The 21,991-nt window shown below is 70.0% G+C and carries 18 protein-coding genes and 1 pseudogene; 6 read left to right on the top strand and 13 right to left on the bottom strand.

Annotated elements, in window-relative coordinates:
• Window positions 1-826: 826 nt before the first annotated feature.
• From fis to prmA, 3 genes are all read right to left on the bottom strand, one after another.
• Window positions 827-1,099 carry a DNA-binding transcriptional regulator Fis gene (gene fis / locus BMZ45_RS20015; protein ID WP_055904222.1) on the bottom strand — a complete coding sequence of 91 codons (273 nt, stop codon included), beginning with the start codon at window positions 1,097-1,099 and terminating at the stop codon, window positions 827-829.
• A gap of 121 nt (window positions 1,100-1,220) precedes the next feature.
• On the bottom strand, window positions 1,221-2,171 hold the full coding sequence (locus BMZ45_RS20010; RefSeq protein ID WP_091638290.1) for a DUF3426 domain-containing protein: 951 nt from the start codon (window positions 2,169-2,171) through the stop codon (window positions 1,221-1,223).
• A gap of 46 nt (window positions 2,172-2,217) precedes the next feature.
• Entirely contained in the window at window positions 2,218-3,138 is a 921-nt protein-coding gene (gene prmA / locus BMZ45_RS20005) for a 50S ribosomal protein L11 methyltransferase (RefSeq protein WP_091638289.1), read from the bottom strand.
• A gap of 339 nt (window positions 3,139-3,477) precedes the next feature.
• Between prmA and BMZ45_RS20000 the strand changes: the two genes are divergently transcribed.
• Together BMZ45_RS20000 and BMZ45_RS19995 are read left to right on the top strand one after the other, a co-directional pair.
• Window positions 3,478-4,407 carry a hypothetical protein gene (locus tag BMZ45_RS20000; RefSeq protein WP_254776715.1) on the top strand — a complete coding sequence of 310 codons (930 nt, stop codon included), beginning with the start codon at window positions 3,478-3,480 and terminating at the stop codon, window positions 4,405-4,407.
• Window positions 4,404-4,751, top strand: a pseudogene (locus BMZ45_RS19995) (hypothetical protein); the annotation flags it as partial. The gene BMZ45_RS20000 and the pseudogene BMZ45_RS19995, both read left to right, overlap by 4 nt.
• A 245-nt stretch (window positions 4,752-4,996) precedes the next feature.
• Here BMZ45_RS19995 and BMZ45_RS19990 read toward each other — a convergent pair.
• From BMZ45_RS19990 to aroQ, 4 genes are all read right to left on the bottom strand, one after another.
• Complete coding sequence (locus BMZ45_RS19990) at window positions 4,997-5,695, bottom strand: hypothetical protein (protein WP_091638287.1); 699 nt, start codon at window positions 5,693-5,695, stop codon at window positions 4,997-4,999.
• Between the two features lie 181 nt (window positions 5,696-5,876).
• On the bottom strand, window positions 5,877-7,244 hold the full coding sequence (gene accC / locus BMZ45_RS19985; protein ID WP_091638286.1) for an acetyl-CoA carboxylase biotin carboxylase subunit: 1,368 nt from the start codon (window positions 7,242-7,244) through the stop codon (window positions 5,877-5,879).
• Window positions 7,245-7,254: 10 nt separating this feature from the next.
• Window positions 7,255-7,734, bottom strand: a complete 480-nt coding sequence (gene accB / locus BMZ45_RS19980; RefSeq protein WP_091638285.1) for an acetyl-CoA carboxylase biotin carboxyl carrier protein — start codon at window positions 7,732-7,734, stop codon at window positions 7,255-7,257.
• A gap of 41 nt (window positions 7,735-7,775) precedes the next feature.
• Entirely contained in the window at window positions 7,776-8,222 is a 447-nt protein-coding gene (gene aroQ / locus BMZ45_RS19975) for a type II 3-dehydroquinate dehydratase (RefSeq protein ID WP_091638284.1), read from the bottom strand.
• Window positions 8,223-8,465: 243 nt separating this feature from the next.
• Between aroQ and BMZ45_RS19970 the strand changes: the two genes are divergently transcribed.
• Entirely contained in the window at window positions 8,466-8,930 is a 465-nt protein-coding gene (locus tag BMZ45_RS19970; protein WP_175489174.1) for a hypothetical protein, read from the top strand.
• Between the two features lie 7 nt (window positions 8,931-8,937).
• Here BMZ45_RS19970 and BMZ45_RS19965 read toward each other — a convergent pair whose 3' ends face one another.
• The 4 genes from BMZ45_RS19965 to BMZ45_RS19950 all read right to left on the bottom strand — a co-directional run bounded on the left by BMZ45_RS19965 (window position 8,938) and on the right by BMZ45_RS19950 (window position 13,324).
• A complete protein-coding gene (locus BMZ45_RS19965; protein ID WP_091638282.1) occupies window positions 8,938-9,540 on the bottom strand; it encodes a TlpA disulfide reductase family protein in 603 nt (200 codons plus the stop codon).
• Between the two features lies 1 nt (window position 9,541).
• The gene (gene dsbD / locus BMZ45_RS19960) at window positions 9,542-11,995 is read right to left on the bottom strand and encodes a protein-disulfide reductase DsbD (protein WP_175489173.1); all 2,454 of its coding nucleotides are present in this window, start codon (window positions 11,993-11,995) and stop codon (window positions 9,542-9,544) included.
• A complete protein-coding gene (cutA, locus tag BMZ45_RS19955; RefSeq protein ID WP_057164145.1) occupies window positions 11,988-12,323 on the bottom strand; it encodes a divalent-cation tolerance protein CutA in 336 nt (111 codons plus the stop codon). Before cutA ends, dsbD begins: the two co-directional genes overlap by 8 nt.
• Before the next feature lie 68 nt (window positions 12,324-12,391).
• Window positions 12,392-13,324 carry a LysR family transcriptional regulator gene (locus BMZ45_RS19950; RefSeq protein WP_091638280.1) on the bottom strand — a complete coding sequence of 311 codons (933 nt, stop codon included), beginning with the start codon at window positions 13,322-13,324 and terminating at the stop codon, window positions 12,392-12,394.
• Between the two features lie 93 nt (window positions 13,325-13,417).
• On the opposite strand from BMZ45_RS19950, the gene BMZ45_RS19945 reads away from it, so the two are divergent.
• The 3 genes from BMZ45_RS19945 to BMZ45_RS19935 all read left to right on the top strand — a co-directional run bounded on the left by BMZ45_RS19945 (window position 13,418) and on the right by BMZ45_RS19935 (window position 18,597).
• On the top strand, window positions 13,418-14,428 hold the full coding sequence (locus tag BMZ45_RS19945) for a zinc-dependent alcohol dehydrogenase family protein (protein WP_091638279.1): 1,011 nt from the start codon (window positions 13,418-13,420) through the stop codon (window positions 14,426-14,428).
• A gap of 891 nt (window positions 14,429-15,319) precedes the next feature.
• The gene (locus tag BMZ45_RS19940; RefSeq protein WP_139215601.1) at window positions 15,320-16,498 is read left to right on the top strand and encodes a hypothetical protein; all 1,179 of its coding nucleotides are present in this window, start codon (window positions 15,320-15,322) and stop codon (window positions 16,496-16,498) included.
• On the top strand, window positions 16,498-18,597 hold the full coding sequence (locus BMZ45_RS19935; protein WP_091638277.1) for a WG repeat-containing protein: 2,100 nt from the start codon (window positions 16,498-16,500) through the stop codon (window positions 18,595-18,597). The genes BMZ45_RS19940 and BMZ45_RS19935 overlap by 1 nt, the downstream gene beginning before the upstream one ends.
• Before the next feature lie 533 nt (window positions 18,598-19,130).
• Here the strand turns inward: BMZ45_RS19935 and BMZ45_RS19930 are convergent.
• Together BMZ45_RS19930 and BMZ45_RS19925 are read right to left on the bottom strand one after the other, a co-directional pair.
• Window positions 19,131-20,909, bottom strand: a complete 1,779-nt coding sequence (locus BMZ45_RS19930; RefSeq protein WP_254776708.1) for an endonuclease — start codon at window positions 20,907-20,909, stop codon at window positions 19,131-19,133.
• A gap of 85 nt (window positions 20,910-20,994) precedes the next feature.
• Complete coding sequence (locus BMZ45_RS19925) at window positions 20,995-21,411, bottom strand: helix-turn-helix domain-containing protein (RefSeq protein ID WP_091638275.1); 417 nt, start codon at window positions 21,409-21,411, stop codon at window positions 20,995-20,997.
• Window positions 21,412-21,991 lie beyond the last annotated feature (580 nt).

Below are 21,991 nucleotides of genomic sequence, written 5' to 3'. Positions count from 1 at the left end.
GGATGGCAGGGGGCACCCCCAAGAAGCGTCTCGCGCATTGCGCGCAGTCCGGCTACGCGCCCGGCCATGGATGGCCGGGCCGGGCGATCCGAAGTCCGTGTCTTCTCGCCATGGATGGCAGCGGAGCACTCCCAAGAAGCGTCTCGCGCATTGCGCGCAGTCCGGCTACGCGCCCAGCCATGAATGGCCGGGCCGGGCGATCCAAAGTCTGTGCAGGCGGCGCCATGGACGGCAACAACCGCCTTCTTGATGTCGCGCTTTTTAGCTTGCTTGTGCTCCTGGCTCCCTCCTTTGGAAAAGGAGGGTTGGGGAGGATTTGCTCTTGCTGTTGCTTCGTCCGCTTCGGCTCGAAGGTCAAAGGCTTCCGCCTGCTGCGCATGCGGGTTACTTTCTCTTGCTAGCCCAAGAGTCCGTCTGGATTCCCTTCGGTCAAAAGTAACCAAAGAGAAGGGCTAGCGGGACCAAACCTCCCCTGCGGGTTCGGTGCTTGCGCGGGGATTTTTCGAATGGACGTCCCTGTCCATTCGAAAAACGGCGCGCGTCCTGCGCGCCGCCCTTCGGGTCTACGGGTGGTCGTGTGAGTGCGGGGCTTTTGGACTTCAATGCCGTGGCAACGGCAACGGCAACGGCAACGGCAATCGCAGCCGCAGCCGCAACCGCAGCTCCGTGAAAGGCGGTAGTCGTAGGATGCGGTGAGCCGAAGGCGAACCGCATCGTCGCGGCGGTTCGATGTGCGGCGGACCTTGTCGTGTTGGCCTGGAACGGTCGGAACGGCGGGAAAGCCTGGGAAAACGGGGCTTTCGGCTGCTGGCGCAGCGGCGGCGGATTACTCCAGCCCGTACTCGCGCAGCTTCTTGCGCAGGGTGGCGCGGTGGATGCCCAGCATGGAGGCGGCGCGGCTTTGGTTGCCGTCGCAGTGTTGCAGGACTTCGGCGAACAGCGGGATTTCGAGTTCGCGCAGGGCGATCTCGTAGAGGTTCTCGGTGCCGCTGCCGTTGAGGTCGCCCAGGTAGCGCCGGATCGAGGTGGCCACGTGGTCGCGCAGCGGGACGCGCGGTCCGCTGCGGGTGGCTTCGTTGCGATCGGTTGCGGCGTTCAAGCGGTTCCCCTGATGCAGTGTCGTCCCGCCGGGCGGGTGCCTGGCGCTGAGCGCGGCGTACGGGCGGGAGGGGGAGTCTAGCGCGCGACGGTCGCGGCGGACAACGCGACCGTCGCAGTTTTTATTGGAAGTCGAAGGTGAATGCGACGATCCGGGGCGCCGGCTCGACCACGTCCAACTGCACGGTCGCGCTCTGCCCGGGGGCGAGTTCGTCGCCGGGGTCGTGGTCGCGGCGGTAGTCGGAGGGAGCGAAAGCGCGCTGTCCGACTTCCCGGCCATCGACATCGGACAAGGTCAGCAGCAAGGTCGGCCAACGCTGCGGCCAGCGCGCGTCGTTGCGGAAGCTGGCGTTGACGCGCAGCACGCCGGGCGCGCCGGGGCTGGGGCGCACGTTGCGGTTGAGCATGCTGTAGGCGGTGGGCTCGTGCCAGGGCGGCAGGCTGCAGCGCAGGACGCCGCACAGCGCGCCCACCAGTGGGCGCCAGCGCGCGTCGGCGGCGAGCTCCTGGCGTTGCGCTAGGACCAACTGCAAGGCCAGCGCCAGCACCAGCGCGGCGAGCGCGGCCACGGCGCGCCAGTCGCGGCGCGGCGGCGGCGCGGCGGCGGTGCCGCGCACGAAGCTGGGCGCATCGCGCTTGGCGCGCGGCGCGCGCGCGCCGCGGGCCGGGCGGGTGCGGGTGTCGGGCAGGGCGGACGCGGCCACCGCCTCTTCCAGCGAGGGCACCGTGGCGGCGCTGACGGCGACATCCGCTACCGCGCCATCGGCTTCTGCGGTGTCGGCTTCGGCCGCGACCGTGTCGGGGGCCTGCGGCTCGGGCGCCGGGTTCGCGTCCGCGTCCACGGCGGGCTCGCCGTGCGCGCGTTCCAGCGGCGCCTGCGGCGAGGCCGCATCGGCGACGGGCTCCGCGGCGGCGGGCGCGCCGTCGGTGTCCGCGCTCGCGGCATCGGCGGCATCGGCTTGCAAGGGTCGTTCGCAACGCGGGCAGCGTTGCGGCGTTTCGCGCGCGCCACTGCCGCTGGGAGGCAGGATCAGCGCGACCAGGAATCCGCAATGGGGGCAGGCGACGAACATCGGCGTATTCAAGCACGCCGGCTTCGCCGCTGTCCGCCCCCCGGACTCAGCGGCGACGCTTGCCCGTGACGCGCATCCAGTCTTCGAGGCGGTCGGCGCGCAGATCCTCGAAGGTCTCGGCATAGCGCGCCAGTACCTCGTCCTCCTGTCCGGCCAGGATGCCCGACAGCGCGATGCGGCCGCCTGGCGCGACGCGCGCGGCCAGGGTGTCGGCCAGCGCGATCAGCGCCGAGGCGAGGATGTTGGCGACCACGATCGGATAGGTCGCAACCGGTTCGTCCTGCGGCAGGTAGACCTGCATGCGTTCGGCCACACCGTTGCGCTGCGCGTTGTCGGCGGTGGCGAGCAGGGCCTGCGGGTCGTTGTCGACGCCGATCGCGTGGGCGGCGCCGAGCTTGAGCGCGGCCAGGGCGAGGATGCCCGAGCCGCAGCCGAAATCGAGCACGCGCGCTTCGCCCAGCGCGCCGTCGGCGGCCAGGCCGTCCAGCCATTGCAGGCACAGCGCGGTGGTCGGATGGGTGCCGGAGCCGAAGGCCAGGCCCGGGTCGAGCCGGATCACCGCCGCGTCGACGGCGTCGGCGCCCTCGGGCAGGTCGTGGTTCCAGGGCACGATCCAGGTCCGCGCGCCGAAATGCAGGGGCACGTACTGGTCCATCCAGGCGCGTTCCCAGTCCTGGTCCTCGACCGCGCGGAAGCGCGCCTGGGTCCAGTCCAGGCCGGCGTCGAAGGATTCCAGCGCGGCCAGCAGCACCAGTGCGTCGGTCTCGTGCGGGAACAGCGCGCTGAGCACGATCTCGTCCCACAGCGGGGTTTCGCCGACGCCGGGTTCGAGGATGGCGTGCTCGTCGTCGGTGTCGGCATCGGCGTCGAGCATGGTCACGGCCAGCGCGCCGACGTCGTCCAGCGCGGTCTCGTAGCGGGGCTGTTCGGATTCGCGGCAACGCAGGGTCAGTTCGAGGAAGGGCATCGCGGTCGCAGCGGGTAACGGGATCGCATTATCCCACCCTTGGCCGCGGTTCCGGTTCAGGTCGGGGCGCCGCCGCCGTTCGTGCCGCCGCCGGCGCCGGTGGGCCGGCCGTTTCGGCGCCGGCTGGCGGCTTGCTTTACTATTCGTGGTATCAGGGTGCCACCCGCTACCGCGCGCAGGCTGCGCGGCGAGGAAGGGCGGGCCCGCTGGCACCAGGCCGCAGGACCCAGCCCCGCACGCGGCGGAGATCAGGACCGAATGTCCGACTTGCTGACATCCCAGCTCGAGAAGGAGGCGCCGCCCGCGGTTCGGGCTGGCGTGTCCGCTATCGTGCGACCGATGTGGGCGGTGGCTGCCGTAGCTTTGTTGGCCGGCGGCGTGCTGTACGCGCGACGCGGCCAGATCGCGCCGGAGGCCGCGCCCGAGATCGCCGCGACCTCCGCCGAGGCGGTCGCCGCGACGGCCGCGCGCGTCGACCGCGGCGTGGGCGATCTGGATGCCGACGCGCCCCAGCGCACGCGCGCGCTGACGCCCGCGCAACGCCTGCGCGAACGCTTCGAACACAGCGACGATCTGTACGCCTACGCCCAGGAGCTGGGTGCGGCGGTGCGCGCGGGCGAGCCCGAATCGACCTGGATGCTGAGCCGCGTGCTCGACTATTGCGCCGGCTACGCCGCCGCGCCCGCCGACTACGGCCGCGACACCCAGGCCATCGCCGGCATGAACCTGCGCACCTCGGAGGCGATGGTGGCCGCGCGCAATCGCGTCGGCCAACGCTGCGCGCGCTTCACGCCCGCCGACGACCTGTCGTACGCGACCATCCAGCGCACCCGCATCCGCGCGGCCAAGGCCGGCAGCCTGCCCGCGGAAGCCTCGCTGCTGGGCATGGACGAGCCGCTGCAGAACGACGAAGCCTATGTGCGCGACCTGGTCGACCGGGTGCGCAATTCGCTGGACCCGGAGGCCTTCTTCGCGATCTCGCCGAAGATGGGCATCGCCTCCAGCGGACGCAGGAATTTTTACGGGCCGATCGCCGGTACCCAGTTCTCGGAACTGGCCTGGCAGCTGGCTGCTTGCAGACTGGGGCTGGATTGCAGCCCCAACAGCGTGCTGATGACGACTTATTGCGCCAACGGAGGTATCTGCTCGCAGGACCCGAACCAGGACTTCAGCAGTTTCGTATTCGACGCGGCGGTGCCGCGCCAGGGAACGGAAGTGATGAACGACATGGTCAACGGTCTTGTCGGCGGAACGAGGATAACCAAATGAAAGACAAGCGCTTCGTACACAAGGCCAAGCTGTGCTTCTGGGTGCTGCTGTTCGCCGCCTATTCGGTGGGCGCGGCCGGGGTCGTGATCGACGTGCTCGCCGACGACTACAGCGAGCTGTCGCAGGTCGCGGTGACCACGGTGCACTCGCCGGAACAGACCCGGCGCGCGAGCTCGGCGCAGATCGCGGCGATGTATCGCGCCCAGAGCGGCACGCCGTTCTCGTCGTTGCCTCCCGGCAGCACCTTCAAGGTGGTCTGGCCCGACGGCTCCAGCGAGTACGTGATGATCGTCAGCCCGGCCTCCAGCGCCGGCGCGCAGCCCATCCAGGGCACGCAGTCGCGCGCGCAGGGCGGCCCGATCACGGTGCCCGCGCCCGATCTCAACGGCGTCCGGGTCGGCGACCTGGGCGAAGTCGGCGAGGTCACGGTGCCGCGCCAGTTGGATTGAGCGCACGGTGAGACGCCGTGTCGCCCAGGCCGGGCTCCGGATCGAATCCGCATCCGGAGCGGGCCGTCCATCCCAGGCGCGCAGCCGCGCCGGGATGCTGGAACCGCAGGGCCGCCCATCGGGCGGCCTTTTTTTCGCGATCAGCCGCCGATCAGCTGCACCGCGTCGACGTAGCTGTAGCCGTTCTCGACGTTGTTGGCGAAGGTCAGCTTGACGCTCTTGGCCTGGTAGGCGGTGGGTTCGAACTTGCGCACGATCCAGGTGCGGCCGCCGCGCTCGTCGCGCTTGCTGTCGCTCAGGCCGCTCCACACGGTGTGGGCCTGGCCGGCGGTGTCGATCAGTTCGATCTTGGTGATGCCCTTGGCGCCATTGCCGCCTTCCAACGCGACCCGCACTTCGCTGGCGCTGACCGGCTTGTCGTAGCTCAGCTCGATCCAGTCGAAGCCGACGCTCTGGCTGTTGTTGCTCCAGGACTCGTTATTGGCCGCGCCGGTGGCGTGGTAGGGCGAGTAGGACTCCTGCGCGCTCGAATCCTTGCCGTTGGCCGAGCCGTAGGAGGTGCTGGCCTTGGCCGCGCTCGCCCACTGGCCCTTGGGGTCGTTGATATAGCCGTCCTCCATGGTCGCGAAGTCGAGCTTGGCCTGGGCCTGGGCGCGCTCGGCATCCTCGGCGCTGGGCTCGGCCGGGGCGGCCGCGGGGGCGGCGGTTTCGGGCGCGGGCGCGGCGGCGGTGGTCGCGGCGGCGGGCTCGGCCGCGGGTGCGGCGGCCTCCTCGGATTTCTTGCAGGCGCTCAGCGACAGGATCGCGGCGGCGGTCAGTACGAAAATTCCGTGTTTCATACGGGGCGGTACCTGGTTGGGTTTGGGGATCGCCGCCGCCGCTGCGGGGCCGGACCGGGGCACGGGGCGGGCGGGCAAAGAGTACGCAAAAACCGTGGCGCTTGGCGGCCTACGGACACGCGCCAACGAAAAGGGCGGCGCCGGTCGCCCGACGCCGCCCCGCGTGTCACCGCCGTCGCGATCAGACGATCGAGATCGACTTTTCCTTCTGTTCCTTGAGGCGCTTTTCCAGGTAATGGATGTTCATGCCGCCCTGCTGGAAACCGGCGTCGGACAGGATCCGCTGCTGCAGCGGAATGTTGGTCTTGATGCCGTCCACGACCATCTCGCTCAGGGCCACGCGCATGCGCGCGATCGCGGTCTCGCGGTCGGGGCCGTGCACGATCAGCTTGCCGATCATCGAGTCGTAGTTGGCCGGCACGCGGTAGCCCTCGTAGATGTGGCTGTCCACGCGCACGCCCGGGCCGCCCGGGGCGTGGAAGTGCTGGATCAGGCCGGGGCTGGGCAGGAAGCTGTCCGGGTCCTCGGCGTTGATGCGGCATTCGATCGCGTGGCCGGAGAGCACCACGTCGCTTTGCTTGATCGAGAGCTTGTGGCCGGCGGCGATCATCAGCTGCTCGCGCACCAGGTCGATGCCGGTGACCAGCTCGGTGACCGGGTGCTCGACCTGGATGCGGGTGTTCATTTCGATGAAGTAGAAGCGGCCGTTCTCGTACAGGAACTCGAACGTGCCCGCGCCGCGGTAACCGATGCGGATGCAGGCCTCGACGCAGACCTTGCCGATCTCGGCGCGCTGCTCGAGGCTGATGCCCGGCGCCGGCGCTTCCTCGACCACCTTCTGGTGGCGGCGCTGCATCGAGCAGTCGCGTTCGCCCAGATGGATCGCGTTGCCCTGGCCGTCGGCGAGGACCTGGATTTCCACATGGCGCGGGTTCTCGAGGAACTTCTCCATGTAGACCATGTCGTTGCCGAACGCGGCCTTGGCCTCGGACTTGGTGGTCTGGATCGCGGCGTTGAGATGGGCCTCGGTGTGGACCACGCGCATGCCGCGACCGCCGCCGCCGCCGGCGGCCTTGACGATGATCGGGTAGCCGATCTCGCGCGCGATCTTGATGTTGGTGGCGTTGTCGTCGCCGAGCGGGCCGCCGCTGCCGGGCACGCAGGGCACGCCGGCCTCCTTCATGGCGCGGATCGCCTCGACCTTGTCGCCCATCAGGCGGATGGTGTCGGCCTTGGGCCCGATGAAGATGAAGCCCGACTGCTCGACGCGCTCGGCGAAGTCCGCGTTCTCGCTGAGGAAGCCGTAGCCGGGGTGGATCGCCTGGGCGTCGGTGACTTCGGCCGCGGCGATGATCGAGGCCATGTTGAGGTAGCTCTCGGTCGACGGCGCGGGGCCGATGCAGACCGACTCGTCGGCCATGGCGACGTGCTTGAGATTGCGGTCGACGGTGGAATGCACCGCGACCGTGCGGATGCCCAGCGCGTGGCAGGCGCGCAGGATCCGCAACGCGATTTCGCCGCGATTGGCGATGACGACCTTATCCAGCATGGAGGTCGCCTCAGCCGATGACGAAGAGGGGCTGATCGAACTCGATCGGCTGGCCGCTCTCGGCCATCACCTTGAGCACGGTGCCGGACACGTCGGCCTCGATCGGGTTGAACATCTTCATCGCCTCGATGATGCCCAGGGTGTCGCCGGCCTTGACCGCCTGGCCGACGCTGACGAAGGCGGGCTTGTCCGGCGACGGCGAGGTGTAGAAGGTGCCGACCATGGGCGCGCGCACGACGTGGCCGTCGGGCAGGTCGTTGGCGGGCTTGGCGCTGCCGCCGGTGGCCGCTTCGGTGGGCGAGTGCATCGGCATCGCCTGCGGCGCGCGCTCGGCCATCGGCGCGGCCTGCATCATCGGCGCGGCCACGGCGTAGCCGCCCTTGGGCGTGCGCGCCAGGCGCACCGACTCTTCGCCCTCCTTGATCTCGATCTCGGCGAGGTTGGATTCCTCGAGCAGGTCGATGAGTTTCTTGATTTTGCGCAGGTCCATGGACGGGCCTCAGGTAATGCCCCGGCGACGGGGCGGTGGTTTCAGGATTGGGGGTCGAGCCGCTGCAGCGCCGCATCCAGCGCGTAGCGGTAGCTGTCCGCGCCGAAGCCGCAGATCACGCCCAGCGCCAGATCGCTGAAGTAGCTGGTGCGGCGGAAGTCTTCGCGGCGGTGCGGGTTGGACAGGTGGATCTCGATGAAGGGGATCGCGACCGCGGCCAGGGCGTCGCGCAGGGCCACGCTGGTGTGGGTGAACGCGGCCGGATTGATCAGGATCAGGGCGGTGCCGTCTTCGCGCGCGTCCTGGACGCGATCGACCAGGACGTGCTCGGCGTTCGACTGCAGGCTGTCGTAGCGGTGCCCGGCGGCCTCGGCGCGGCTGCGCAGGTCGGCATCGATCTGCGCCAGCGTGGTGCGGCCGTAGACCTCCGGCTCGCGCGTGCCGAGCAGGTTGAGGTTGGGGCCGTGCAGGACCAGAAGCGTCGCCATCGGAACCGGAGCGGTGGCCTTCAAAGGGCGGCAGTGTGCGTGAAGGCCGGTGCCATGTCCAGAAGTTCGCCGCCAAATCGGCGAAGTTGTTACGATTTAAGCAGTTGTTTGAGTGGCGACTCTAAATTTCGCGGCCGTCGGGCACGTTGCCGGCGCGATCGCCGACGATGGCGCGGGCAGGCGGCGCGATGGCGGTTCGGGCAAAGTGGCCTCCGGCGCGGCCGATGTCAAACGGGGGATGCGATGCGCGGTGGGCTGGGTCTGTTGCTATGCCTGTTCATGTCGGTGGCCCTGGCCGCCAAGCCCGTGCCCGCGTCGACGCCGGACGGCCTGGTGCGCGCGTTCCTGGCCGACTACCAGGCCTGGAACGACCGCGCCCAGCGCGCCGTCGAGACCGAAGGGCAGGAGCGCGGCGTCGCCCGGGCCCAGGCCGACTACGACCGCCTGCTGCGCGCGTACTGCCAGCCCGGCTTCCGCGGCGAACCGCTTGCGTTCGGCTCGCGCGCCAATCACAGCCCCGCCGACGAGCGGATCCTGTCGACCGATATCGACGGCGCCCGCGCGGTGGTGCGCACGCGCGACACCCACACCATCGCCGGCACCGTGCTGGAAGCCGACTACGAGTACCGGCTGATCCGCGCCGACGGGCGTTGGTATCTGCAGCAGGTCTACTACGTCGACGACGAGGGCCGATACCCCTCGCTGTGAGCGGCGCTCACTGCGCCGAGCCGACCCAGGCCTCGAGTTCGCCGGGTTCGAACGGCCCGATCTTCTGCTTCAGCAGCCGCCCCTCGGCCGAGACCAGGGCGGTGTAGGGCAGCACGCCCTTGGGGTTGCCCAACTGCACGCCGGCGTCGCGCGGGCCGGCCCGGTCCAGCACGATCGGGTAGCGCACCGGCACCCGGCGCAGGAACTCGCGCACCGCGTCGGCGTCGTCCAGAGCGATTCCGACCACCTGGGTGCCGCTCGCGCCCTGCTGGGCGGCGTAACGGTCCAGTTCGGGCATTTCCTTGATGCAGGGGCCGCACCAGCTGGCCCAGAGATTGATCAGCACCGGCCGGCCCGGGTACGCCGAGGGCAGACGCAGCGGCTTGCCGTCCAGCGTCGGCAGTTCGATCACCGGCACCGGCGCGCCGCGCGAGGCCACAGGCAGGTCCCGCGGCGGTGCGGGCGCGGTCGAGGCGATCACGCCCTGCAGCACGCGCTGTCCGGCCTCGCTGCGCAGCAGCGGGCCGGGACCGTTGAGCCAGATCCCGAGGCCGGCGCCGAGCACGCCGGCGATGCCGGCGACCAGCAGCACCTTCGCGGTCGAACCCATATCAGCGCGCGCGCCGTGCGCGTTCGACGAACTTGGGCGCTTCCTCGAAACCGAACAAGCGCAGCTCGCGACGTTCGGCGCCGCCGCTGTAGTACAGCGTGGCCGGCGGGCCGTGGATGCCCAGGCGCTTCATCAGCGCCGCGTCGAGTTCGTCGTTGGCGGTCACGTCTGCCTTGAGCAGGACGAAGCCGGACAGCGCCTCGTGCACCGTGGGTTCGGTGAAGGTGTACTTCTCCATCTCTTTGCAGGACACGCACCAGTCGGCGTAGAAGTCCAGCATCAGCGGCTGGCCCGCGGCCTGGGCCGCGGCGACCTCGCGGTCGAGGTCGGCCACCGACTTGATGGTGCGGAACGGCAGCTCGCGATGCGCGGCGCCGCCGCCGCGCAGGCCGGCCAGCGGCTGCAGCGGATCGCTGCTGCCGGCCAGCGCGCCGACAATCTGCGCGGCGCCGGTCAGGCCCAGCAGCAGCGCCGCGGTCCAGCCCAGCGCGCGCAGCCCGCCGCTGCCGCCGGCACGGCTCGCGATCAGGCCGATCGCCGCGGCCGCGCCGAACAGCAGCGCGCCCCACAGCGCCAGCACCACCGGGCCAGGCAGGATGCGGGTGAGCATCCACACCGCCAGGCCCAGGAACACGAAGCCGAACGCGCGTTGCACGCCGACCATCCACGGCCCGCTGGTCGGCACGCCCTTGCCGGCGGCCACGCCGAACGCGAGCAGCGGCACGCCCATGCCCAGCGCGAGCAGGAACAAGGCCGCGCCGCCGAACCACTGGTCGCCGCTCTGGCCGATGTAGAGCATCGCCGCGGCCAGCGGCGGCGCCACGCAGGGGCCGACGATCAGCGAGGACAGCGCGCCCATCGCCGCCACGCCCAGCCAGGAGCCGCCACGCTGGCGGTCGCTGAGGCTGCCCAGGCGATTGCGCAGCGCGGCCGGCATCTGCAGTTCGTAGAGGCCGAAGCTGGACAGCGCCAGCAGTACGAACAGCAGCGAGAAGGCGACGATCACCCACGGCGTCTGGAACAGGATCTGCAGATTGGCGCCGACGCTGGCCGCGATCACGCCGGCGATCGCGAACACCACCGCGTTGGCCAGCACGTACACCAGCGACAGCGAGAACGCGCGGCGCACGCCGATGCCCGGGCCGTGGCCGGCGATCAGGCCCGACAGGATCGGGATCATCGGCAGCACGCAGGGCGTGAACGACAGGCCCACGCCCATCGCCAGGAACACCAGCAGGGTGAACCAGCGGTTGGGGCCGGACAGGGCGGCGGCGAGCAGGCTGTCTTCGGCCTGTTCGGGCGCGGCGCTGCGCGCGGCCTGGATCGCGGCTGCGTCGGACCGCGCTGCGCTCCTGTCGACGCCGGCTTGCGCGGTGGCGGTCGATGCAGGGTCCGCCAGCGCCGTCGTTGCCGCGGCATCGGCGGTCGGGGCATCGGTAGCGGCGGCCGGTTGGGCGGCGTCGGTCGCCGCGACCGCTGTTTCGGCCACGATCTTGCCGCGCGGCAGATCGATCGAAACCCGGCGCGTCATCGGCGGATAGCAGATGCCGTCGGTCTGGCAGCCCATGAAGTTCGCGGTCAGCACGAACCGGGCCGCGTCCTCGCGGGTGCGCCGCAGCGGCAGCGGCACGTCGATCTGGTCGAAGAACACGATGACCTGGCCGAAGTGCTCGTCGCGGTGCGCGCTGCCGCGCGGCCATTGCGGCGCGCCCAGCGCGATGCCGGCCTTGCTCGCGGCCGCGTCCAGCTTGAACGAGGTCTTGTCGCGGTACAGGTAGTAGCCGCGCGCCGGGGTGAAGCGCAGCAGCAGGGTGTTGCCGTCGCCGGGGATGGCCTCGAAACCGAAGGCCTGTTCCGGCGGCAGCGGCAGCGCATCGGCGCCGGCCGCGGCGCTGGGCGCGTTGCCGAGCAGGCCGCCGCCCAGCGGCGGCGCGCCGCCTGCGCCGGCGTTGCCGAACGCGACCAGGGGTTCGTCGTTGCCGGCCGCCGCGTTCGCGGCCGCGGGCAGGTTCACGCTGACATTGCGCGTCACCGGCGGGTAGCAGATGCCGGCGTCGGCGCAGCCCTGGTACTTGATCTGCAGATCGACGCGGGTGGCGCCGGCGCGGCCGGGCAGGGTCGCGCTCAGGGCCTTGCGGTAGGTCTCGACCTCGCCGAAGAACTCGTCCTTGTGCTTGTCGCCCTTGGGCAGCTGCAGCGCCTGCGCCGCGAACGCGGGATCGGCCTTGACCGAGATGCGGTGCTTATAAAGGTAGTAACCGTCGGCGATCTTCCAGCGCAGCACGATGCGGTCGGCGGCGGGCGCTTCGGTGCTGAGCACGAAGGCCTGTTCGACCGGCAGCAGATCGGACTCGTCGATCGCCAGGGCCGGACCGGCCAGGGACAGGCCGAACGCGAGCGCAGCGGCGGCGTAACCGGCGCGCGCGCGCCGGAGCAAGGCTTTCAGTTCAGTCATCGTCACGAGTCTGTTCGGCCACCCAGTGCAGGTACTGGGGCAGGCCGCCGCAGGCTTCGACCGCGACAGCCTCCGGCAGTTCATAGGGATGCAGCGCCCGCAGGCGCTCGATCAGGGCGTCCAGGCGGTCGGCGCTGGTCTTGATCAGCAACTGCACCTCGTCCGCGCTTTCCACCTGGCCCTGCCAGCGGTAGGTCGAGCGCAGGCCCGGCAGGCGGCTCACGCAGGCGGCCAGGCGCTCGCCGACCAGGGCCTGCGCGATCGCGTCGGCGCTGGCGGCATCGGGGCAGCTGCTGAAGACCAGGCGGACGGGCGAGGGTGCGGGCATGAGGGGCGCAGTGTAATGCCCGCCTCTGGGCGCGGCGACCGTGGATGCGGCCACGGACTGTTCCGCGCTCAGCCGTGGGGCGGTCCGCCGAGCAGGCGTTCCCAGTGCGCGGGCCGGCCGATCGCTTCCTCCAGGAAGTCGATGAAGACCTCGACCTTGCGCGGCCGGTACTCGCGTCCCGGGTAGACCGCGTAGAGGCCGATCGGGACCAGGCTCCAGTCCGGCAGCACCTCGCACAGGCGGCCGTCGGCGAGTTCCTGGGCGACGGCGAAGGTCGCGGTCTGCAGGATGCCGCCGCCGTGCAGCGCGGCCTCGACCAGGGGCGCGCCGTAGTTCGAACGCAGACGCCCGCGCACCGGCACCCGCAGGGTTTCGCGGCCGCGGTGGAATTCCCAGGTCGCCACGTCGCGGAACAGGGTGTAGTGCAGGCAGTCGTGCCCGACCAGTTCGCCGGGCGCGCGCGGCGCGCCGCGGCGCTGCAGGTAGTCGGGCGAGGCGACCAGGATGCGGCGGGTGTCGGCCAGCCGGCGCGCGACCAGGCGCGAATCGTCGAGCGCGCCGATCCGGATCGCCAGGTCGTAGCCCTCGCCGATCAGATCGACGTAGCGGTCGTCGAACTGCGCATCCAGGGCGATGCCGGGCCAGCGCTGCAGGAATGCGGGCAGGCGCGGCGTCACGTACAGGCGGCCGAAGTTCATCGGCAGCGACACCCGCAGCTCGCCGCGCGGTTCGCCGCCCAGGTCGTGCACGCGCTCGGCCGCCGAGGCGATCTGGGCCAGCGCGGGCGCGATCTGGGCGTAGTAGTCGCGGCCGGATTCGGTGAGGCTGAGGCGGCGGGTCGAGCGGTTCAGCAGCTTGGCGCCCAGCCGGGTCTCCAGCGCATGCAGCCGGCGCGTGATCGCGCCCGTGGTCACGCCCAGTTGGCGCGCGGCGGCGGTGAAGCTGCCCTGGGTGAGGATGGCCTCGAAGGCCTCGAGCTCGGAGTACAGGCCGCCCAACATTATTGATATTCACTCAATGATGAGTTGATGGATTGATCCTATATCCACTTCTGCTTCAACAATAGCCTGTGTCTCCCCGATCCGGAGACACCCATGGACGCTTACCAATTGCAGGGCCACCGCCTGGACAGCCTGCGCCGCGTGCGCCTGCCCGAGCCCGCGCCCGGCCCCGGCGAGGTGCGCATCCGCACCGAGGCCGCCTCGATCAACTACCGCGACTACGCCCTGGCCACCGGCCTCTATCAGCCCGAGCTGGCGCGCCCCTTCGTGCCGCTGTCCGACGGCGTCGGCCGGATCGAGGCGCTGGGTGAGGGCGTGAGCGGCCTGCAGGTCGGCGACCGCGTGCTCGGCCACTACACCACCCCCTGGCTGGACGGTCCCTTCCGCTCCGAGAACCATGCCCACAAGCTCGGCGGCCCGCGCGACGGCTGGCTCGCGCGTTCGATCCTGCTGCCCGCCGCGGCGGTGCTGCCGGCGCCGACCTACCTCAGCGCCGCCCAGGCCGCGACCCTGCCGGTCTCGGGCCTGACCGCCTGGGCGGCCCTGCGCAAACTCGAACTCGCGCCCGGTGCGAGCCTGCTGGTGCAGGGCAGCGGCAGCGTCTCGCTGATGGCGATGCAGCTGGCGGTGGCGCGCGGCGTGCGCGTGATCGCGACCAGCGCCGACCCGGACAAGGCCGAACGCCTGCGCGCGCTGGGCGCCAGCACGGTGATCGACTACCGCCAGCGACCCGACCTCGCCGCAGCGGTGCGCGAACGCAACGAGGGCCGCGGCGTCGACGGCATCGTCGACGTGGTCGGCGGCCCGGGCCTGATCGAATTGCTGGGCGCGGCCGCGGACAACGCGCACATCGCCATCGTCGGTTTTCTCAACGGTTTCGAAGTCGCCGGCAACCTGATCGCGCCGATCATGGCCCACCAGCTCAACATCCACGGCGTCAGCGTCGGCAGCGCGCGCGACTTCGCGGAGTTCCTGGCCGAGCTCGAGCGCCATCGCATCGTACCGGTGGTGGGCGAGGTGTTCGGCTTCGACGCTGCCCCCGCCGCGATCGCCTCGGTCGCGCAACAACGCGCGCTGGGCAAGCCGGTGATCGTGTTCGATTGATCGGGGTTCGCGGCGAAGGCGAAACCAATGTCAGCCCCCCCGCAATGCGCCAACCCCGCCCCTGTAGGAGCGGCGCAAGCCGCGACCGCGCATTAGCCGAGGCCACGCGGTCGCGACTCACGTCGCTCCTACCCCAAAGCCGGCGTCACCAAACACAGCGACCCGCGCATTAGGCATAGAGGCAAAGCCTCCCCCTGTAGGAGCGGCGCAAGCCGCGACCGCGCCGCAGCCGAAGTAGCACGGTCGCGACTCACGTCGCTCCTACCCCAAAGCCCGCGTCACCAAACACAGCGACCTGCGCACTAGGCAGAGGCAAAGCCTCCCCCTGTAGGAGCGGCGCAAGCCGCGACCGCGTCGTAGCCGAAGTGGCACGGTCGCGACTAACGTCGCTCCTACCCCAAAGCCCCGCGGCGATATGTGGAGGAGGCATCGCTACGAACAGGCGACGACGGTTCCCCTGTGGGAGCGGCGTGAGCCGCGATCGCGTCGTAGCCAAAGTCGCGCAATCGCGACTCACGTCGCTCCTGCCCCAAAGCCGGCGTCACCAAACACAGCGACCCGCGCATTAGGCATAGAGGCAAAGCCTCCCCCTGTAGGAGCGGCGCAAGCCGCGACCGCGTCGCAGCCGAAGTAGCACGGTCGCGACTCACGTCGCTCCTACCCCAAGGCCCGCGCGGCGATATGTGGAGAAGGCGTCGCTACGAACAGCCGACGACGGTTCCCCTGTGGGAGCGGCGTGAGCCGCGATCGCGCCGCAGCCGAAGTCGCGCAGTCGCGACTCACGTCGCTCCTACCCCAAAGCCCACGCACATCATCGACACCTGCGATCCGCCACCGGGCCGCGCATCGCGCCGGGTTATCCTGAGCGCCTGACTCGCAACAGGATCGTGCATGGCATCGCATCAAGGACGGTGGGGGTGGTCGCTATGCCTGTTCGCCGCCGCCGCACCCGCGGCAGAGCGCCCGGAATGGCTGCCCTTCATGGGCGGCGAAGCCAGCCAGGCGCATGCGATCCATCTGTCGACGCAGAAGCTGCGTGCGGACGGCCTGCTGGAATCGGCCAGTCGCTATCCGCGCACCTCCGCCGCCGGTTGGACCGCCGAGCAGCACCAGCGCGGCTGGTACGAATATCTGGAACGCCTGATCGATTGCGAAAGCGGCCTCTACGTCGACACCGCGCTGTCCCTGCTCGATCGCGACAACCGCCTGGTCGCGCGCCGCGAAACCCGCCGCGACGACCAGTTGCAGCAGATCGCGCTGACCCGCTCCGACGTGGCCGCGCATCGCTGGCCCAGCCACAGCGAAATCTGGCTCGCCTGCGCGGCCAGCCGCGATCCCGCGGTCGGCGCCGATGCGCGTTCGACGATGAGCGACAACGGCGGGCCCTATGCCTACGACTTCGAGGCGATCGGCGCTTCGCCGCCGCCGGACGGCAACGGCCTGTACGAGCGTCTGCGCGCGCAGTACGACGCCGAGCGTGCGCGCGACTCGATGCCGTCGCCGCGGCCCGCGGGCCCGGCGGCGGGACCCTACAAAGGCGCGCCGTGGCTGACCGTTGGCGACCACGAGGCCGGCGCCTGGCACGTGGCCGGCCTGCGCCATCGCGGCGGCGGCACGATCGAGGTCGCGCAGCGCGCGGGCCACGACCGACAGCCGCCGCCTGCGCTGCCCGACGATGCGGATCTGCGCATCGAGCACAAGATCGACTGCCGCACCGGCCTCATCGTGCCGGTAGCCAAGGCCTACTACGCCGCCGACAGCGAACGCCTGTTGCTGCGGACGTCCACGCCGGTGTTCGACACGTTGCAGACCCTCTCGCGCGACGCCCAATGGGCGAGTGCATGGACGCCGTGGTTGGGCCCGACGCTACCGGGCGACGCGGCCGCGTTGTGCTTTGCCGCCGCCGCGCGCTGCAACGGCGGAAAGGCGCAGGCGCCGGGAACCCTGTTCGAGATCGACCCTGAAGACTTGCCCGCCGCCAGCGGCGCGCCCTTGCTGCTCGCGGCGCGCGCGCGCTGGCTCGCGCATCGCGACGGCTTCGTTCCTGCCTGCCTCATCGGAGTTCCTTGATGCGTATCCGCCCCTTGCTGCTGGCCGCCGCGCTGTCGTTGGCCGCCTTCGCCGCCGCGGCGCAGGAGCCGCCGCTGCAGATCTTCTCGATCAAGAACGAGTTGACGCGCTGGCGCGGCGACGGCCTGCGCGACGCCCAGGGCCGCGTGGTGCTGGCGCCGGCCGGTTTGCTCACCGCGCTCGGCAACGGCGGCTTCATGGCCCAGCGCGACGGCGCCTACTGGTTGTACGACGCACGCGGCGCGCGCATCGGTGGCCCCTACGACAGTCTGGAGGTGGTCGATCCGGCCGTGGATGCCTTGATCGTCGGGGTCGGCGGCAGCCCGGTGCTGGGCGGCGACGGTGGCTTGATCGATGGCCGCGGCCAAACACTGATGGCGCCGGTTCAGAAGGATTTGCGCTACCTGCCGGGTACCCGGTTGTTCTCGTTCGAACAGGCGCGGCGCTGGGGCCTGGCCGACGCGCGCGGCCAGATCGTGGTCAAGCCGATCCTCGACAGCGTCAACGATGCGCCGGGCGCGGTACTGGTCGGCGACGCCGGTCGGCAGGGCCTGATGGATCGCACCGGCCGCTACGTGGTGCCGTTGAGCGAACACCTGGTGTCCTCGCTCAACGACAGCGCTGGCGCCGCCACGGGGTACTTCGCCGTGTGCGATGGCCAAAGATCGAGCTGTCGTGGCGTCGACGGCGCCGGCCGGCCGATTCTGGGCGGACGTACCTTCTCCGAAGCGACGTTTCATCGCGACCTCGCGCGCTGGGTCATCACGCCGGCGCGCGAGCCGGCGACGGCGGTCGCGACCGACGATCCGGTGGTCGCCGCCGTGGCGGTACAGCCGGGCTGGACCCTGGCCGACGAGCAGGGCCGCACCCTGGCCACGTTCGACTGCGGTTACCCGTATCGCGCCGGCGGCCTGTTCCGCGGCGCGCGCGCCAAAAGCGATGCCGGCGACTGCCTCTGGGGCCTGGTCGACCGCGATGGCAAATGGCGCGTGCCGGCGCGTTACGACTCGATCGAGCCGGCCCACAACGCCTGGGGCGTGAACGCAGAGACGCCGGAGGCGAAGGCCGACGAATACGAGGTCGGTATCGAAGGCGAGGACCGCGTGCGCCGTTACGGCATGCTCGCCGCGGATGGCAGCGAAGTGCTGCCGCCGCGCTACGCGCAGATGTACGACCGCTATCCCGAACTCGGCCTGTACGTGGTGCGCCAGGGCGACAAGATCGGTTTGGTCGATCGCCAAGGCCGCTGGCGCGTGGAGCCGCGCTTTAGCGAGACCGCGCCCAACTCCAGCCTGCCGCTGCCTTATCTGATGCTGAGCGAGCGCGACGACGACGGCGATGGCCCGCAGCGCGAGCGCGACGCGCTCATCGACCTGCGCACCGGCAAACCCGTGTTCGCCGGGGACTACGAGTATCTGAGCGTCGGGTACGACTTCCGCTGGGAGAAGCTCGGCCTGCCCTGGGAAGAGTTCGCCGTCGTCGAGGCCAGACGCAACGGCAAGTACGGCGTGCTCGATCTGCAGGGCCGCGTGATCGTGCCGTTCGAGTACGACAGGTTGGAGGGTCTGGACGCCTGGGGCCGGCTGCAGCCGATGCGCGGAGAACGCGAATTGCCCTGGGTGTCCGGATTGGGGCCGCAACGCAGCGCGCGCCTGCACGAGGCGCTGTCGCGCAACCTGCGCACGGAGCCTGCGCCGTACGCCAGCGCGGCGACGCCGTACGCCGGACGCTACGTGCCCGCCGACTACCGCAGCGCCGAGCAGGTGCGCGCGGCGGCCGCCGCGGGTCGTTTGTCGCGCGCGGTCGCGCCGCTGCTGTTGCTGGACGCGGACACGGTGATCTTCGACCTGGACATGATCGCCAGCAAGAAGCGCCCGGATTTCGAATTCCTGGAGTACTACTGCGCGCGCGACGACGGTTTCGACATTCCCTTGCCGGCGGCGGCGACGTTCGAGAACGCCTGCGAGGACCCGGCCGCACCGAAACTCGAATTCCGCACGCGCGCCGACCAGGCCTGGGACTGCGCGAACTGCGCGCGCCAGGGCCTGCCCACGCAATGGGTGCGCACCGATCCCGCGCCGAATGAGGCGATGCCCTAGGCGGCGCGCCCGGCGTTCCCGCATGTCCATGATGGAAAGAGGCACGCGCCGCCTCGACGGCGCGAGGGCCCCCTGTAGGAGCGGCGCAAGCCGCGACCGCGTGGCGGCCGAAGTCGCGCGGTCGCGACTCACGTCGCTCCTACCCCAAAGCACGCGCGGCGATATGTGGAGGTGACGTTGCTGCGAACCGGCGACGACAGTTCCCCTGTGGGAGCGGCGTAAGCCGCGATCGCGTCGTAGCCAAAGTCGCGCAATCGCGACTCACGTCGCTCCTACCCCAAAGCCGACGTCACCAAACACAACGACCGACGCATTAGGCAGAGAGGCAAAGCCTCCCCCTGTAGGAGCGGCGCAAGCCGCGGCCGCGTCGTAGCCGAAGCGGCGTCATCGCGGCTCACGCCGCTCCCACAGAAAGCGGCAGGCCATCGCAGCGAGTAGGCACCTGCAGTTGGAGAGTGCCCGGCTGGTTTTGCCTTCCCAAAAAACGAGCGCCCGCATAGCGCGGGCGTTCGTCATAGCGGCAGTGGCCGCGATTACGGAATCAACACGCAGCTAGCCGGCTTGCTCGAAGTGAACAACGCATTGCTCGCCCATTCCGGATGATCGATGAAGGGGTTGCGGTTGCCCTGGAAGCTGAAGATCACTTCGTTGCGCGCCTGCTCGGCGGCATCCGGCGGATCCTGGGTGTGCCAGGCCAGCAGCGTGCTCAGCAGGCCCATGTAAGCCGGCGACGACGAGGTGATCACGATCTGGCTGCGGTTGTCGGTGAGCTCCAGATCCGGCTCGCCCTGGCCGGTGACCGGATGGCTGTCGCCTTCGTAGCGGATCGCCATGTACATCACCGCGCGCGCCATGTTGCCCTTCATGTGGTTCCAGACCTGGAACGAACCGGCGTTGCCGTCGGGCGTCTTGACCCAGTTGGAATTGCCCGGGTACACGCCGCTGCCTCCGCCGTAGCCGGCGTTGGCCTCGGTGATGCGCTCGCCGCAGCCGCTGGCCAGGGTGCAGTCCGCGTACGGCTTGTTGCCGCGGTCGGCGTTCCAGGTCGCGTCGGTCAGGTACAGCATGTGGGTGTCGGTGTAGGGCGCGTGGGGCAGGCCGAGGTTGCCGGTGGTGCTGCCGAAGCCCAGCGAGTTCGGCCAGGTGTGTTCGCGGTTGTACTTCAGGCCGCTGCCGCTGCCCGCGCGATCGGTGACCTTGAGGTAGCTGCGGTTGCGATAGGCATCGAGGATGCGGCCGGCGTTGTTCGGATCCTCGTCGGCGATCTCCAGGATGGTCCAGGTGTTGGTGGTGCCGCCGCTGTAGGGATAGACCGTGTGGCCCTTGATGGTCTCGTGCAGCGAGCAACGCAGCTGGCTGGCGCTGCTGGTGTTGACGTGGGCGTAGTAACCGCCGCCGCCACCGCCGCTGGCCACGCTGAAGTTGACCACGGTGTTGGCGGCCGGATGCGCGCCGCCGCTGTCGGTGACCTGCGCGGCGACCACGGTGTAGGTGCAGCTCTCGCCCGCGACCAGCGCGGTGCCGGTGGAGGCGGTGAAGCTGGTGCCGCTGGACGGATAGGTCAGCGCGACCGTGCCCGAGCTCGCGCACTGCAGCGTGAGCGCGCCGCTGCCCAGGGTCACCGCTTCGCTGAAGCTCACCGCCAGATCGCCGGCGGCCGGGAAGCTGTTGCTGCCGTTGGCCGGTGTGGTCGACGTCACGGTCGGCGCCGGGTTCGGCGTCGAGAAGGTCTGGCCGGCGTTGCAGGCGCCGAAGCTCTGCGTGGCGGAGGCCTGCCAAGTGAAGTTGGCGTAAGTGCTGCCGCTGCCCGACAGGCGCAGCGAGGTGCCGGCCGGCGTCGAGCCGCTTTCCGAGACCGGCAGGTTGGTGCTGGTCATGCCCGCGGCCGGGCCGCTGGAAGCGGTGATCGCGCCCTCGTAGCTGAGGAACTGGACCACGTTGCCGCTGCCGTCGACCAGCGCGAAGCCGTCGTTGCTGCCGTTCTGGATGCCGTTGGTGGGATAGCTCAGCACGCCGATGCGCACGCTGCCGCCGCAGGACACCAGGCTGCCGGCGGGCAGCAGGTCGTTGTCGTAACTGGTGGCGGCCGACGGCGTCGAGCCGTTGTACAGATAGATGCGGTAGTTGCTGAGGGTTTCGCCGGCGGTGGCGACGACCTCGATCTTCTCGCCGACGTCGCCCGCGGAGGTGGCGTCGTCGTAGTGGAATTCGTTGATGAAGACGGCGGCCGGTGCGGCGGTAGGCAGCGCGGCGGCCATCAGCAGGCTCAGGCAGGACAGGCTCAGACAGGAACGACGTAATGACAACGACATCGGGCGACTCCCTTTCCCCAGGTAGTCGCCGGAGTCTAGTCGGCCTTTGTGACATCGTCTGCCGCAGCGCAGCAGGCGGCGCGGCTCACAAGACCACGCGTGTGCCCTTGGTGAGGGTGGCGCGTGGACGGCCGGTGCGTAGCTCGGCCAGTTGCTCGGCGATTTCCACCAGCGGCGCCTTGGACTTGGTCGGGGTGTCGCGGAAGGCCACGATCAGGCGCAGTTCCAGCGGGTCGTCGACCAGCAGGGCCTCGGCCGCGGCCACCGAATCCATTTCGGTGTCGGCCGACAGGTTCATCTTGCCGCGCCCGGTCGCCAGCCATTCGAACTGCACGCCGGTGATCAGCGCGACCTCGCGCAGATGGGCGACGCTGGGAAACTTGCCCTGCGCGCTTTCCCAGTGGCCGACCGCGCTACGCTGCACGCCGACCGCCGAACCCAGCGCCGCTTGCGACATGCCGGCGTGGCGCCGGGCCAATCGAATCCGTTGTTGAGGCGTCATCCTTGCGCTCCTAGCGGGGTTGGATGGGGGTTTTTGCCTACAAAATAGCCATTTGCTACCAAAAGTCACTAGGCGACCAATAGAGAGAAGACCTTGTGTGCTTTCGGTAGCAATATGAGCTTACTGGGTGGTCGTAAGTCAATGGTGACGGCATTCGTGCTTTCCGGGTGCCACCAGGAGTCGGCAGGTTTCGCGACCAGGCATCTAGAAAATGTGACGGGGAGTGAACACCATCCACTCACGCCAACAAGGATGTCGGCAAACGACACGAGGTCGGTTCGGGGGAAGGGGCGCAGGATCGCGCCATGCTGAGGACGGCCGTCTCCGCACCAAAGAGCGCGTTCCACGGGACGCGCTCTTTTCTTTTGGGCGATCGGAATGCGCGCGGTGCGATGCGCGGCGCGCGCGAACGACAGGCAGCGCGATACGCATCGCAAGCCAGCTTCCACTCGATCCTTCGATTGCGCCTGCTTTGGGGTAGGAGCGGCGTGAGTCGCGAGTGCGCCGCCGTGGTGACGGCGCGATCGCGGCTTACGCCGCTCCCACACGGACAGATGCGTATGCGGGCGACGCATTCGAC

The organism is Lysobacter sp. cf310, assembly GCF_900114355.1.
Lineage (GTDB): Bacteria > Pseudomonadota > Gammaproteobacteria > Xanthomonadales > Xanthomonadaceae > Lysobacter.
This window is presented reverse-complemented; position numbering and strand designations above follow the sequence as displayed.